The organism is Methylophilus sp. 'Pure River' (genome assembly GCF_046765995.1).
Lineage (GTDB): Bacteria > Pseudomonadota > Gammaproteobacteria > Burkholderiales > Methylophilaceae > Methylophilus.
In genome coordinates this window covers 20,820-34,981 of the sequence record NZ_JBKOUE010000004.1, presented here as the reverse complement: position 1 = coordinate 34,981, position 14,162 = coordinate 20,820, and the positions used below count along the sequence as shown (strand labels likewise).

The following is a 14,162-nucleotide window of genomic DNA, read 5'->3' as shown; positions in this document are numbered from 1 at the left end:
TACAAAATGAAAATTTTAGTGATTGGTTCTGGCGGTCGTGAGCACGCACTGGCATGGAAAGTGACACAAAACAAAGAAGTCAGCCGCGTCTATGTCGCGCCTGGTAACGCTGGCACAGCCACCAACCCGGACATGGTCAACGTGCCTATCACCAAAATTGATGAACTGGTGAAATTTGCTGAAGACGAGCAAATCGCCTTGACCATCGTTGGCCCGGAAGCACCACTGTCACAAGGCGTGGTCGATGCTTTCCGCGCGGCCGATTTAAAAATCTTTGGCCCTACCAAGGCAGCGGCACAGTTGGAAAGCTCCAAAGACTTCGCCAAGGCGTTTATGGTGCGTCATAACATCCCAACGGCTAAATACCAGACCTTTAGCGATGCCACAGAAGCCCACGCCTATATTGATGCCAACGGCGCGCCGATTGTGATCAAAGCCGATGGCCTAGCTGCGGGTAAAGGCGTGGTGGTTGCCATGTCACTGGAAGAAGCGCATACCGCCGTCGACGCCATGTTGTCCGACAACAAGCTTGGCGATGCAGGCGCTCGCGTGGTGATTGAAGAGTTTTTAACCGGCGAAGAAGCCAGCTTTATGGTGATGGTCGATGGTAAAAACATCTTGCCGCTGGCCACCAGCCAGGACCACAAACGCCTGCTGGATGCCGACCAGGGCCCGAACACCGGTGGCATGGGTGCTTACTCACCTGCACCAGTGGTGACGCCAGACATCCACGCCAAAGCCATGCGCGAAATCATCGTGCCTACGGTAGAAGGCATGGCCAAAGACGGCATTCCTTATACCGGCTTTTTGTATGCCGGTTTGATGATTAGCCCAAGTGGCGAAGTCAAAACTCTGGAATTCAATTGCCGCATGGGCGACCCGGAAACCCAACCTATCATGATGCGCTTGAAATCAGACCTGGTTGAGCTGGCAGAGCACGCCGTGGATGGCACATTGGACCAGGCCAAGGCCGAATGGGACTGGCGTTTTGCGCTGGGCGTGGTCATGGCGAGTGCCAACTACCCGGAAACACCTAAATTGGGCGATGAAATTACCGGGCTGCCAAAAGACGTACAAGACGGTCATGTGTTTCATGCAGGCACCACACTCAAAGATGGCAAAGTGGTGACTAGCGGTGGCCGCGTATTATGTGTGACTGCGCTAGGCGAAACCGTTAAATCTGCGCAACAACAAGCCTACAAAGTACTCGAGCAGATCAAGTTCGACGGCGCGCAATACCGTAAAGACATTGGCTATCGCGCCATCAAGAACTAAATCATGACGACAGACCAAATCCAGCCCGCTGCCGTTTACGACTACCTGCAAGGCTTGCAAGCACGCATCGTCGAAGCCATAGAACTGGTCGACGGTAAAACCTTCTTGCAAGACAGCTGGCAACGGCCTGAGGGTGGTGGTGGCAACTCTTGCCTACTGGAAGGCGGTAATGTGTTTGAGCGCGCTGGCGTTGGTTTTTCGCACGTACTCGGCAATAAATTGCCGCCGGCAGCCAGTGTCGCCCACCCTGAAGCGGCTGGCAGGCCGTGGGAAGCCATGGGTGTCTCGCTGGTGTTTCACCCGCACAACCCTTATGTGCCCACGGTGCATATGAATGTGCGCTTTTTTGTTGCCAAAGCGCAGCAACCAGGCGAACAGGATATCTGGTGGTTTGGCGGCGGCATGGACCTCACGCCTTATTATGGGTTTGAGGATGACTGCATCCACTTTCATCGCGTGAACAAAGAGGTATTGGCACCGTTTGGCGCCGACTACTACCGCAGTTTTAAAAAGCACTGCGACGAATACTTCTTCCTCAAGCACCGTAAAGAGCCACGCGGCATTGGCGGCGTGTTTTTTGACGACTTTAGCGAATTAGGCTTTGAGAAAAGTTTTGCCTTGCAGCGTGCCGTCGGCGATGCCTTTATCAATGCTTATTTGCCGATTGTACAGCGTCGCAAAGACACCGTTTACGGCGAACGCGAGCGTGACTTCCAGGCCTACCGCCGTGGCCGTTATGTCGAATTCAACCTGATTTTTGACCGCGGTACCATTTTTGGCCTGCAATCAAATGGCCGTACCGAATCGATATTACTCTCCATGCCGCCGATTGTGAAATGGCGCTACGACTGGAAGCCGGAAACCAACAGCGCAGAAGCCAAACTCTATAGCGACTTTTTGATTGAGAAAGACTGGGTATAAACATGCAAGTTTCAATAGAAGCCAGACAACAAGCGCAAGCACTGCTGGAGTTTATTGATCGCAGCCCTAGCCCCTGGCATGCCGTAGACACGGTAGCCAATCAACTCAAAGCGCATGGCTTTACACCGCTGCAAGAGAGCGAATCCTGGCAATTTCAGGCCGGTGGAAAATATTTTGTCATACGTGATGGCGGCTCCATCATTGCCTTTACGCTCGGCCAACAAGCGATTGCAGACAGCGGCTTTCGCATCGTTGGCGCGCATACTGACTCCCCCGGCTTGCGCCTCAAACCGCAGGCAGCTTATAGCACCGAAGGCGCGGCACAATTAGGGGTAGAGGTCTATGGCGGGCCTATTTTGGCCACGTTTACCGACCGTGATTTAAGCCTGGCCGGGCGCGTCGTGATACGTACCGCTGAAGGCCTGGACACCCGATTGGTCAGGCTGGACCAACCGCTCGCACGCCTGCCTAACCTGGCGATACACATGAACCGCGAAGTCAATGAAAAAGGTCTGGCGCTTAACAAACAAACCGGCCTGCCGTTGATCTTTGGCCATGCGGCAAATACTGCCGCAGCAAAACAATTACTGACTGAAACCCTCGCGGGCAAACTGGCCATACCAGCAGAGGCCATCGCCGGGTGGGACCTCGCACTCTATGATACGCAGCGCGGCAGTTTCTGGGGCATAGAACAAGAGTTTATCGCCAATAGTCAACTGGATAACCTGGCCTCCTGCCACGCCGCACTTGAGGCGCTGATTAGCAACGAAACACCAGAGTCCACGACGATTTGCGCCCTGTTCGACCACGAAGAGGTTGGCTCAGAAAGCGCCACTGGCGCCGGTGGCAGCTTTTTGCTGGATGTGATCAACCGTATTTGTTTATCCTCAGGCCTGACGCAAGAAGACCAGCTGCGCAGTTTTGCCAATAGTTTCTTCATCAGTGCCGATATGGCGCATGCGTTTCACCCAAATCATGCTGGCAGCTACGAGCCTTGCCATCATGTACACATCAATCAAGGGCCGGTGATCAAAACCAACGCCAACCAGCGCTACAGCACCAATGCCGTCACTGCCGCGCGCTTTATCCAGCTATGTGAACAAGCACAGGTGCCGCACCAGCAATATGCACACCGCACTGACTTGGGTTGCGGCAGCACCATAGGCCCCATCATGGCCGCGCAATTAGGCATCGCCACGGTAGATGTCGGCAACCCGATGTGGGCCATGCACAGCATCCGCGAAAGCGCGGGTGTGCTTGACCATAGCTATATGATTGCCACATTGCAGCAACATTACGCCAGCTAATTTCTCTCCAGCATTGACGCTGGTACAACGATTGCTTTACCCTAGGCGGATAAGGGGAGAATCAATCAATGTTAGAGCAATTATTGCGCAAAAAACCAATTCAACCACATGCGCACACTGGCCTCAAAAAATGTTTAACCGCCTTTGACCTGGCCTTATTAGGCATAGGCGGCGCCATCGGTACTGGTATCTTTGTACTCACAGGCATCGCCGCCGCCACGCAATCTGGCCCTGCCGTCGTACTTTCATTCATTATTGCTGCCGTCGCTGCGGGATTTGCCGCGCTGTCTTATGCAGAGCTCTCGTCATCCATTGGCGGCTCCGGCAGCGCATACGGTTACAGCTACGTTGCGTTTGGTGAGTTTGCCGCCTGGATGATGGGCTGGATGCTGTTGCTGGAATACGGCGTAGGCGCCGCCGCTGTAGCCAATGGCTGGGCAGGTTACTTTGTGAATACCTTGCATAATCTTGGCTGGCATCTACCCGAACATCTGACCAAAGCACCAGTGCTTGGCGGCACCATCAACCTGCCCGCCTTCGCCATTATCTGGATACTGACATTACTACTGATGGTCGGCGTCAAGGAAAGTGCGCGCGCCAACAACATCATGGTGATCATCAAACTCTCCACCATTGCCATCTTTCTGGCCCTGTCTGTGGGCCATATCAGCACCGCCAACTGGCAACCGTTTATGCCTTTCGGCTGGTTTGAAACGCTGGATAATGGTAAGAATATTGGCGTACTGGCAGGTGCTTCACTGGTATTTTTTGCTTATTTTGGTTTTGATGCGGTCTCTACTGCGGCGGAAGAATGCCAGCAACCGCAACGCGACCTGCCCATCGGCTTGATTGCATCGCTGGCCTTTTGCACCATTATTTATATCATTGTGTCTGGCACACTGACTGGCGTAATTCCTTATACGGAGCTCAATACGTCGTCCCCGGTGGCCTATGCCCTGACCAAGCTGGGTTACACCTGGTCATCCACACTGGTCGCGACTGGCGTATTGGCCGGGCTGATTACGGTGTTACTGGTACTGCTCTATGGCCTGACGCGTATTTTATTCGCCATGAGCCGCGACGGTTTGATTTCGCCCATTTTTTCAGCAGTCAATCCTGAGCGCCAAACCCCAAGTAAAATCATCCTGATGTGCGGCATCGTCGTGTCTATCGTAGCAGGCTTTATCCCCCTGGGGGAGCTGGCCGAAACCGTCAATATTGGCACGCTGGCCAGCTTTATCATGGTGTGCTTTGGCGTTATGCGCTTACGCAAAACCCACCCTGAGCTCGCGCGGCCATTCAAGAATCCGTTTAACCCACTGATCCCGGTTGGCGGCATCGTTTCATGCGCGGCACTGATTTCGTTTTTGCCCGCAGAAACCTGGCACCGTTTTATCACCTGGGCAATCGTAGGCGTCATCTTTTACTTTGCCTACTCATTGCGACACAGCAAATTACGCGCATAAGTGACAATAAAAAAGCCGACTAACAAGTCGGCTTTTTCGAATCACAGCGAAGCTGAAATTACAGAGACAATACCCACTCAACGATGGTTTTGATGTCTTCGTCTTTCACTTGTGGGCTGTTTGCAGGCATAGGGATATTACCCCAAACACCAGCGCCACCTTTTTTCACTTTTTCAATCAATTTAGCTTCAGCAGTTTTGTCGCCTTTGTATTTAGCAGCAACATCTTTGTATGCTGGGCCCAATACTTTTGCATCAACACTGTGACATGCCAAACAACCACTCTTTTGAGCCAATGCTTTAGCCGCTGCTGCGTCTGCAGCTTGTGCTGAACCAGCCATCAACAAAGTCGCTGCTGCGATTGCGGATAATAAAACTTTCATGCGATCTCCTTGAATATCCTCTAAACAAATAGAACCCCGTAATGCAATTCTCATGCATGTGGCATATTACCTGACCAGTCAAAATCTACAATAGAAAAACCGTTAAAACCAACGGTGATTCACATAATTTCAACCGGTTTGGCGTTTTGCCAACAAGCTAAAAACGCACGTGCAACGCTACGGTTGACACGCGTCACAATAACGTTACAAGGTCTCGATCGAGTATTCCGCACTGAGGACATGCTTACGTCCCGGGTTAATCACCACCATGTTGTCCATGGCGTTGGTGGTTTCCACACAAATAGTTTTGCGCCATTCATCGCCCACGCCCATATCGCCCATGGCACCGGCTTTTTCAGCACCCGGGTTCCACACGACGGTGGTATCACTGCCAGACTTGGAGACATGGATAATACGGTTAAAGCCGCTATCATGAATGGCACAATCAGAGCTGTGATGCACATAGACACGGTCATACTCTTTACCGTCAAATGTCAGCGCGTTGTGCTCCACGTTGCGCTCGTACTTGAGTAGCTTATCCAGGTAGACCAGGTCTTGCATGCCAGTGATTTTAACGTTCGATAAATCGCTGACATTAAAGTAGGTGTGGAAGGCTTCACTGATCACAAACGGATGCTCAGCCAGGTTGGTGGTGGCCAAATCGATGCGCAAACGGCGACCAATGGTAATGGTCAGCGTCAGTTCATACGGATAAGATAGTTGGCGCTGCGCTTCTGGGGTTTGCTGCATTTCGAGAATAATGCGCGTGGCACCGGTAGGCGTCGCATCAATATCCATCACTCGCCAAGGGATGACACGCGCAAAACCGTGCGGACATAGCGTGCTGTCAGTAGGATGTGCACCAAACCATGGCCAGCAGATAGGCGTACCGCCACGGATGGAACGACCTTTGACATAACGCGCATTGCTGGAGAGCCACAATACCGGATTGGCCAGGAACTTGGGTTGCCATTGCATGACGTGCGCGCCTTGCAAGGCAATCTTGCCAGTCGCCAATGGGTTATCAATTTCCAGGTACTGCAAACCATTTTCGTCCTGCCACTGGGTGACATGCGCGTGCAATGTCATGCGCTTGGTCATTTCCATGCTTTTGGCCAGGAGACTACATTCGTCGCTCATTACTTCCCTCTCTCAATCTGCGCTACATCACGCACCGCACCTTTAGCAGCACTCGTACTCATGGCAGCGTAGGCGCGCAAGGCTGGCGAAACCACACGTTCGCGGTTCAATGGCTTCCAGGCATCCCTGCCTTTAGCATCCATCTGACCACGGCGATGTGCCATTTCCTCGTCACTAATGACCAGGTGTATCGTCCGGTTCGGGATATCAATCTCAATCGCATCGCCTTCTTGCACCAGGCCAATCGCACCACCCTCAGCCGCTTCCGGCGACGCATGGCCAATACTCAAACCCGAGGTACCGCCCGAAAAACGGCCATCCGTGAGCAAGGCACACGCTTTGCCCAAGCCTTTAGACTTCAGGTACGAAGTGGGGTACAGCATCTCTTGCATGCCAGGACCGCCGCGTGGACCTTCATAACGAATCACCACCACATCACCTGCCACAATTTCATCATTCAAAATGCTTTCTACTGCGGCATCCTGACTCTCGAACACACGGGCACGACCGTTAAACTTCAGAATGCTGTCATCCACGCCTGCCGTTTTGACAATACAGCCATCCAGTGCAATATTGCCGTAGAGCACTGCCAAACCACCATCCTGTGAGTAAGCATGTGCTTTGTTACGGATGCAACCATTTTCGCGGTCATCATCCAGCTCAGGCCATAACATACTCTGACTAAAGGCAATCGTGGTCGCAACGCCACCAGGCGCGGCACGGAAAAACTTTTTCACTTCTTCATCTTGCGTGGTGATGATGTCCCATTTTGCCAGTGCATCGCCCATACTAGGACTATGAACGGTTGGCACATCAGTATGGATGACACCGGCACGATTGAGTTCCGCCAAAATGCCCATCACACCACCGGCACGATGCACATCTTCCATATGATATTTGCTGGTTGCCGGGGCAACTTTAGACACACAAGGCACCTGGCGTGAAATACGGTCTATGTCTTTCATGGTGAAATCCACACCCGCTTCATGCGCAGCGGCCAGCAAATGCAGCACGGTATTGGTTGAACCGCCCATGGCCACATCCAGACTCATGGCATTTTCAAATGCCTGCATGGTCGCAATGCTACGCGGCAATACGCTGTAATCATCTTGCTCATAATGGCGCTTGGCCAGCTCCACAATCAGGCGGCCTGCCTGCAAAAACAACTGCTTACGCGCAGCATGCGTCGCCAGCGTAGAACCGTTACCTGGCAAGCTTAAGCCCAGCGCCTCGGTCAGGCAGTTCATGGAGTTAGCGGTAAACATACCTGAACAGGAACCACAGGTAGGACAGGCGGAGCGCTCGATCTCAGCCACTTCAGCATCGCTGACATGGCTATCAGCCGCTTCTACCATGGCATCCACCAGGTCCAGCTTGCGCACATTGCCTTGCCAGTTCACTTTACCGGCTTCCATCGGGCCGCCAGACACGAACACCACAGGAATATTCAGGCGCAAGGCGGCCATCAGCATACCCGGGGTAATTTTGTCACAGTTGGAAATACACACCAGCGCATCGGCACAGTGGGCATTGACCATGTATTCCACGCTGTCTGCAATCAGGTCACGGCTCGGCAAGCTATACAGCATGCCGCTATGGCCCATGGCAATACCGTCATCCACGGCAATGGTATTAAACTCTTTAGCAACCCCGCCCGCCTTCTCAATTTCACGGGCGACCAGTTGGCCCATATCCTTCAAATGGACATGACCCGGCACAAATTGCGTAAAGGAGTTAGCCACCGCAATAATCGGTTTGGAGAAGTCTTCATCTTTCATACCGGTGGCACGCCACAACGCGCGAGCACCAGCCATGTTACGACCTTGCGTGGTCGTGTGAGAACGGTATTTAGGCATGAGAAATACTAGGATTGTCGTTAAAATATTATTTTAACTGAATCCGCAGCCGCATGCGCGCCTGAAACAGGTTTGTTACATTCAGGCAACCTTTAAGGAGCGATTATCTAACAGCAGCGCTTCACACCCGTCCACTTTTGGTCTTGCCACTGTTTAAAAAAATCGGCGCGTGAAAGCGGCGCGTGTGCTTCTGGCTGCCCGGCGTGCACGTCTGCATAATGCGCCAGGTAACGTTCATAAGCATCATCGCCGGATAGCTGGCGCACCCGCTGCCAGGCCTGCTTTAACCAATAAGCACGCATTTGCCTCTCCTTACACCAAGCGCGAGGCAACATAAGCGGCCTCGCTCGACGGCCTGACTGGCTGCCCGGCAAAATAACGGCAGCTCATTCTGGCCACATCCAGCACCACGACCCACAGCATGGACACGAAAAATAACGTTAACCAGGCATCCAATTGCTGGTTAAAAATTAATTGTGGCGCCACGGCCGCTTTTTCTGGTGGCAATACGCCACTCGCCAATTTTTGCGACAAATCATTGGCGGCGGCAAAAAAGCCTACGCGGATGTCACTACTGAAGACTTTTTCATAGGCCGCCGTCGTGGTGATTGCCAGTAGCCAGATCAATGGCAAACCAGTGATCCATGCCTTGCTTACTTTACCTGATTTAATCAATACACCGGTCGCAACGGAGAGTGCAATCGCAGCCAGCATCTGGTTGGCAATGCCAAACAAGGGCCACAGGATATTGACGCCACCGTTCGGGTCAATCACGCCGATATAAAGGAAATAGCCCCAGCCAGCTACCACCAGTGCACTGGTAAGAATCACAGAAGGCGTGTAAGAGGTCTCACCCAGCTTGGGATGCAGGTTACCCAACATATCCTGCAGCATAAAGCGACCCACACGCGTACCAGCATCCAATGTGGTGAGGATAAAAATCGCTTCGAACATAATGGCAAAGTGATACCACAATGCCAGCAAATGCTCACCAAACACCGTCCCCAGAATACTGGCCATGCCGACGGCAAGGCTGGGTGCGCCACCCGTGCGGGCAAACAAGGTACTTTCGCCCATGGCACTGGCTAAGTGTTGCATCTGTTCCACGGTCACCTGATAACCCCAGCTACTGATGGCATTCACGGCATCCAGCGCTTCTTTACCTACTACCCCGGCCGGACTGTTAATGGCGAAATAGACGCCAGGCTCCAGCACAGTGGCGGCGATCATAGCCATGATCGCGACAAAGCTTTCCAGCAACATGGCGCCATAGCCGATCATACGGATATCACCTTCACTGGTAATCAATTTTGGCGTCGTGCCGCTGGCGATCAAGGCATGAAAACCAGAAATGGCGCCACAGGCAATGGTGATAAACACGAACGGGAAGAGTTTGCCGCCAAAAATCGGGCCGGTGCCATCAATAAAAGGCGTGATAGCAGGCATATGGATTTCCGGGCGCAACCATAAAATCGCAATCGCCAGCATCAATACCGTACCCAGTTTCATGAATGTGGACAAATAATCACGCGGTGCCAGCAACAACCAGACTGGCAAGACCGCCGCGGCAAAACCATAGACGATCACACCAAATGCCAGTGGCAAACCTTCATGATCAAACAGTGCACCAAGCACAGGGTGGTGATCTACCCAACCACCAAAGACCACTGATGCCAGCAATAAAATCACACCCAGCAATGAGGCCTCAAGCACGCGACCAGGACGCAGGTAGCGCATATACACGCCGACCAGCATGGCAATCGGAATCGTAGCCGCCACGGTGGAAGTCCCCCACGGACTATGCTTCATGGCATTCACCACGACCAGGCCAAGCACAGCGATCAGGATAATCATGATCAGGAAAGTGCCTATCATGGCCGCCGTGCCACCAATGGCGCCAATTTCGTCACGCGCCATCTGCCCCAGGCTGCGGCCATTGCGGCGGGTAGACAAAAACAATGTGACCATATCTTGCACGGCGCCGCCCAGTACCGCACCGATCAATATCCACAAAGTGCCCGGCAAATAACCAAATTGCGCCGCCAGGGTTGGCCCGACCAATGGCCCGGGCCCGGCAATCGCGGCAAAATGGTGACCAAACACCACCCAGCGATTGGTCGGCACATAATCGCGCCCATTGTTTAAGCGCTCCGCTGGTGTCGCCCGCGTGGCATCAATAGCGAGCACATTGGCGGCAATCCAGGCCGAGTAAAAGCGATAAGCGATCAAATACACACACACCGCGGCTGTAATCAGCCACAGTGCATTTAATGTCTCCCCGCGCGCCATGGCCACATGCGCCAGCGCAGCTGCCCCCAACAAGGCCAAACCGGCCCAGCCTGCACGACTCCAAAAAGCTTTCATAATGATGGAATTCTTTCCTGTTTTTTTAATGATTTGCACTGTAACAAAAAGGCTCTCCGTGCGCAAAAACAGCATTGCCTGCTAACATCTGTTGCTGTGGTGCAATGGCACTGCTGTGGTGCACAAACATCACCAAGTTCACGCGTACACCACCATCCAAATCAGGAGAATTATTGTTTAAAATCATTACATTAACAAAAACTCACCAATTGGCATGCAGATTGCTAAACCGTAATAGGACTTTTTTCCATGATTAAGCAATGAGACCCGCAGCCCCCAACATGTCAGCTTCAGCTTTCCCCAGACCGCACATCATCCTGAGTACAGAAGACCAGAAACTGGTCGACTCTGCCAAAGAGATTTTGATGCACCAGCGCGACCTGAGTGAAGAACAAGCGTATTCTTTATTGTCCGAGATGGCAGACAAGCGTAAAACAGGCATGGCCGACATTTCACTGCAATTAATCAACATCACCAAACGATTGACGGTTTAACAAAAACCATCAGAGCCCGCACGCAAACCACTTCCCGTACACAAACAATTTATTAACAGGCTCTTGCAGGAAAAAAGAGTTTCGGTATAATGCGCCCTTCGTTGCAAGGCACGGGTGCTTAGCTCAGTTGGTAGAGCGTCGCCCTTACAAGGCGAATGTCAGCGGTTCGACCCCGTTAGCACCCACCACCTCCCTGCCTGCACATCTCAAATCAATCCCCGCTCACTAAACGAAAACGTTTCCTGCTTGGCCACAATAATGTGATCCAGCACCTTGATATCCACTAGGTTTAAAGCGTCTTTCAAACTGATGGTCAATTGCTCATCGGCACGACTGGGCACCGCCACGCCTCCAGGATGGTTGTGACTCAAGATCAGGGCCGCGGCGTTTAAGGCCAGCGCGCGCTTCACAACCTCTCGCGGATAGACACTGGTTTGCATCAAACTGCCTTCAAACAAAGTTTCATAAGCAATCAGGCGATTCTGCGCATCCAGAAACATAATGCCAAACACCTCACGTTGCAGGTGCGCCAATTGCAACTGCAAATAGTCTTTGACTTGACCGGGTGAGCGAAAACTATCTTTTTGCTGCAAAGTTTCACCCAGCGCACGCTTGCTCATCTCAAGCACCGCCTGCAGCTGGCAGTATTTGCTCTCGCCCATGCCTGGCACCGCCGTCATCTGCTGAACGTCTGCCGAAAACACACCATTCAGGCTTTGAAAATGCTGTAACAGATCACGCGCCAGGTCCACAGCGGTTTTGCCTGCCATGCCAACACGCAGAAAAATGGCCAGCAACTCTGCATCAGACAGTGCCGCAGCACCCGCACGCAACAGCTTCTCGCGTGGTCGTTCCTGTTCCGGCCAATCGGTGATTGCCATCGCGCCTCCCGTTTACTTTGACCAGCCAATTTCACGCGCGGTTGGCCTACCAATCACCACGGCGTCCAGGTCTTTGGCCATGCTCGCTTTTTGTGCGGTTTGCGGCACCTTGCCTGCCATCACTTCGGCCATAGCCTGAGGATAAAGCGGTTGTGCATAAGGCTCGGCATATCCTTGCGGGAACACAGGCAGGCTTGTGCTCAAGTCATATTTATCAGAAGCGCTCAGGGTATGCAGCAATTCATGGCTGATAATGACGGCATTGGTGGCATGCTGACTGTTTTCAGCAAACAGATTCACACGGCCAATCCGGCCTTTGTGCAAAGCGGTGGAATGTAATAAACGGCGATGTTGGGATGGGTCGTGATACAACAGATACAGCTTGATATCAACAGGCACACCGACCTCCGGCTGATGACCCCAGCTAAACCACCTGAACTTGAGGCTCCACAGGATAATATCCAGTAACTGGCCATTGACCGCTGGCGGCGCAGGCGGGATATCGTGAACTTCAGGGCCCAAGTAAATTGTCACCGGGCGACGCAAAGGCAGATGGTATTTCAAGGCTTCGCGCGAGAAAAACTGCGCAATCATGTCGAAATCCTGCTCACGCAAACTGGCAATATAGGCATCCACCACAGGCGTACCATCGGCATTGATCGGGTACACCGCCACATTCAAGGGCTTGCGCCATTGCAGGGTTTGATACTCTTGCCACAGCTGCATCAATGCAGTCAGCACCACAACCACCCAGAAAAGAATCCTGACTAACTTTATCATGCGCCCCACCTCATTGATGACTCAATGTTAACATTTTTAAAGAAAATGCCACATAGCCGAGAAATGGCAATTGCAGACGCTTTACAGTTAAAATGCAGCCATGATTCCAACGCACTCACATTCTCGTCATCTACTGCTAGGCGTGACTGGCGGCATTGCCGCCTACAAGACGGCAGAACTGGTTCGCTTACTGGTCAAACAAGGCCATAGCGTACAAGTGGTGATGACAGAAGCCGCGACCCACTTCATCACCCCCACAACATTACAGGCGCTGTCCGGCAACCCGGTGTTTGTCGATAGCTGGGATCAGCGTATTCCCAACGGCATGCCACACATAGAGCTCAGCCGCAAAGCGGATGCGATTTTAGTGGCGCCTGCCAGTGCAGACTTTATCGCCAAACTGGCACATGGTTTTGCCAACGACTTGCTCTCCACATTATGCCTTGCACGTGAGTGCCCACTACTGGTCGCACCAGCAATGAACCGGCAAATGTGGGAGAACCCGGCGACACAGCGTAACATCGTGCAATTGCAACAGGACGGCATCACCACATTAGGCCCCGATAGCGGCGAGCAGGCTTGCGGTGAGGTGGGCCAAGGCCGGATGCTGGAACCAGAAGACTTGCTGGAAGCGTTAAACAGCTTTTGTACGCCCAAGCTGTTAGCAGGCAAAAAAATCATGATCACGGCGGGTGCCACACTGGAAAAACTGGACCCGGTACGCGGCCTCACCAACCTGAGCAGCGGAAAAATGGGCTATGCCCTGGCGCAGGTCGCCATGCGCATGGGCGCAGAAGTCACCCTGGTGCACGGCCACGCCAGCGCCACGCGCCCGGCAACCAGCCACGCCTACTTTGCCAGCAGCGCGCAGGACATGTACCAAACAGTGATGCAACATATTGCCAGCCAGGACATATTTATAGGTGTCGCTGCCGTTGCTGACTACAGACCGGATGTTTCTGCTGAGCAAAAGATCAAAAAAAGTGAGGAAACACTTACGGTGAACCTCATAAAGAACAAAGATATTCTGGCGGATGTCGCCTCTTTACCCAACCCACCCTATTGCGTCGGCTTCGCAGCAGAAACAGAACAAGTGCTTGATTATGCCAAGCAAAAAAGACTGGCAAAACGCATCCCCATGATCGTGGCCAATCACGCCAATAGTGCCATGGGCAGTGATCAAAATGCAGTCACCATCATAGACGCATCTGGTGAATATGCATTCGACAGCGACGATAAAATTAACATTGCATTCAAACTCTTAACGCACCTTAAAAGCCAATTTGATTAACGCCA

13 protein-coding genes and 1 tRNA gene are annotated in these 14,162 nt (G+C 52.6%); 7 read left to right on the top strand and 7 right to left on the bottom strand.

The annotated features are described in order from the left end of the window. The first annotated feature begins 6 nt into the window (after positions 1–6). The 4 genes from purD to ACIDE9_RS05565 all read left to right on the top strand — a co-directional run bounded on the left by purD (position 7) and on the right by ACIDE9_RS05565 (position 4,969). Entirely contained in the window at positions 7–1,275 is a 1,269-nt protein-coding gene (gene purD, locus ACIDE9_RS05580) for a phosphoribosylamine--glycine ligase (RefSeq protein ID WP_411993351.1), read from the top strand. Between the two features lie 3 nt (positions 1,276–1,278). Then, positions 1,279–2,196, top strand: a complete 918-nt coding sequence (hemF, locus tag ACIDE9_RS05575; RefSeq protein ID WP_411993349.1) for an oxygen-dependent coproporphyrinogen oxidase — start codon at positions 1,279–1,281, stop codon at positions 2,194–2,196. Positions 2,197–2,198: 2 nt separating this feature from the next. Beyond that, a complete protein-coding gene (locus ACIDE9_RS05570) occupies positions 2,199–3,503 on the top strand; it encodes a M18 family aminopeptidase (RefSeq protein ID WP_411993348.1) in 1,305 nt (434 codons plus the stop codon). 68 nt (positions 3,504–3,571) lie between these two features. Further along, complete coding sequence (locus ACIDE9_RS05565; RefSeq protein ID WP_411993346.1) at positions 3,572–4,969, top strand: amino acid permease; 1,398 nt, start codon at positions 3,572–3,574, stop codon at positions 4,967–4,969. A gap of 58 nt (positions 4,970–5,027) precedes the next feature. On the opposite strand, the gene ACIDE9_RS05560 is transcribed toward ACIDE9_RS05565, so the two are convergent. From ACIDE9_RS05560 to ACIDE9_RS05540, 5 genes are all read right to left on the bottom strand, one after another. Then, on the bottom strand, positions 5,028–5,351 hold the full coding sequence (locus ACIDE9_RS05560; RefSeq protein ID WP_194741069.1) for a c-type cytochrome: 324 nt from the start codon (positions 5,349–5,351) through the stop codon (positions 5,028–5,030). Positions 5,352–5,555: 204 nt separating this feature from the next. Next, positions 5,556–6,491, bottom strand: a complete 936-nt coding sequence (locus ACIDE9_RS05555; protein WP_194752797.1) for a D-hexose-6-phosphate mutarotase — start codon at positions 6,489–6,491, stop codon at positions 5,556–5,558. After that, positions 6,491–8,347: a dihydroxy-acid dehydratase gene (gene ilvD / locus ACIDE9_RS05550; protein ID WP_411993344.1), complete on the bottom strand. Its 1,857-nt coding sequence runs from the start codon at positions 8,345–8,347 to the stop codon at positions 6,491–6,493. The genes ACIDE9_RS05555 and ilvD overlap by 1 nt, the downstream gene beginning before the upstream one ends. Before the next feature lie 107 nt (positions 8,348–8,454). Continuing rightward, positions 8,455–8,649 (bottom strand): YbdD/YjiX family protein, encoded by a 195-nt coding sequence (locus ACIDE9_RS05545; protein WP_411993342.1) that lies wholly within the window; start codon positions 8,647–8,649, stop codon positions 8,455–8,457. Positions 8,650–8,659: 10 nt separating this feature from the next. Then, positions 8,660–10,711, bottom strand: a complete 2,052-nt coding sequence (locus ACIDE9_RS05540; RefSeq protein WP_411993340.1) for a carbon starvation CstA family protein — start codon at positions 10,709–10,711, stop codon at positions 8,660–8,662. Between the two features lie 281 nt (positions 10,712–10,992). Between ACIDE9_RS05540 and ACIDE9_RS05535 the strand changes: the two genes are divergently transcribed. Continuing rightward, the gene (locus ACIDE9_RS05535) at positions 10,993–11,205 is read left to right on the top strand and encodes an ANTAR domain-containing protein (protein WP_194752792.1); all 213 of its coding nucleotides are present in this window, start codon (positions 10,993–10,995) and stop codon (positions 11,203–11,205) included. 112 nt (positions 11,206–11,317) lie between these two features. Beyond that, positions 11,318–11,393, top strand: a tRNA-Val gene (locus ACIDE9_RS05530). Positions 11,394–11,411: 18 nt separating this feature from the next. On the opposite strand, the gene radC is transcribed toward ACIDE9_RS05530, so the two are convergent. Then, positions 11,412–12,086 (bottom strand): RadC family protein, encoded by a 675-nt coding sequence (gene radC / locus ACIDE9_RS05525; protein ID WP_411993337.1) that lies wholly within the window; start codon positions 12,084–12,086, stop codon positions 11,412–11,414. A 12-nt stretch (positions 12,087–12,098) separates the two neighbouring features. Next, positions 12,099–12,866, bottom strand: coding sequence for a hypothetical protein (locus ACIDE9_RS05520; protein WP_411993335.1), 768 nt, complete (start codon positions 12,864–12,866; stop codon positions 12,099–12,101). A gap of 100 nt (positions 12,867–12,966) precedes the next feature. On the opposite strand from ACIDE9_RS05520, the gene coaBC reads away from it, so the two are divergent. Then, complete coding sequence (gene coaBC, locus ACIDE9_RS05515) at positions 12,967–14,157, top strand: bifunctional phosphopantothenoylcysteine decarboxylase/phosphopantothenate--cysteine ligase CoaBC (RefSeq protein WP_411993333.1); 1,191 nt, start codon at positions 12,967–12,969, stop codon at positions 14,155–14,157. Positions 14,158–14,162: the final 5 nt, after the last annotated feature.

Bases quoted from the DNA above. Each gene is read 5' to 3' on its own strand.
- purD (WP_411993351.1), top strand. From the start codon at position 7: ATGAAAATTTTAGTGATTGGTTCTGGCGGTCGTGAGCACGCACTGGCA.
- hemF (WP_411993349.1), top strand. From the start codon at position 1,279: ATGACGACAGACCAAATCCAGCCCGCTGCCGTTTACGACTACCTGCAA.
- ACIDE9_RS05570 (WP_411993348.1), top strand. From the start codon at position 2,199: ATGCAAGTTTCAATAGAAGCCAGACAACAAGCGCAAGCACTGCTGGAG.
- ACIDE9_RS05565 (WP_411993346.1), top strand. From the start codon at position 3,572: ATGTTAGAGCAATTATTGCGCAAAAAACCAATTCAACCACATGCGCAC.
- ACIDE9_RS05560 (WP_194741069.1), bottom strand. From the start codon at position 5,351: ATGAAAGTTTTATTATCCGCAATCGCAGCAGCGACTTTGTTGATGGCT.
- ACIDE9_RS05555 (WP_194752797.1), bottom strand. From the start codon at position 6,491: ATGAGCGACGAATGTAGTCTCCTGGCCAAAAGCATGGAAATGACCAAG.
- ilvD (WP_411993344.1), bottom strand. From the start codon at position 8,347: ATGCCTAAATACCGTTCTCACACGACCACGCAAGGTCGTAACATGGCT.
- ACIDE9_RS05545 (WP_411993342.1), bottom strand. From the start codon at position 8,649: ATGCGTGCTTATTGGTTAAAGCAGGCCTGGCAGCGGGTGCGCCAGCTA.
- ACIDE9_RS05540 (WP_411993340.1), bottom strand. From the start codon at position 10,711: ATGAAAGCTTTTTGGAGTCGTGCAGGCTGGGCCGGTTTGGCCTTGTTG.
- ACIDE9_RS05535 (WP_194752792.1), top strand. From the start codon at position 10,993: ATGTCAGCTTCAGCTTTCCCCAGACCGCACATCATCCTGAGTACAGAA.
- radC (WP_411993337.1), bottom strand. From the start codon at position 12,086: ATGGCAATCACCGATTGGCCGGAACAGGAACGACCACGCGAGAAGCTG.
- ACIDE9_RS05520 (WP_411993335.1), bottom strand. From the start codon at position 12,866: ATGATAAAGTTAGTCAGGATTCTTTTCTGGGTGGTTGTGGTGCTGACT.
- coaBC (WP_411993333.1), top strand. From the start codon at position 12,967: ATGATTCCAACGCACTCACATTCTCGTCATCTACTGCTAGGCGTGACT.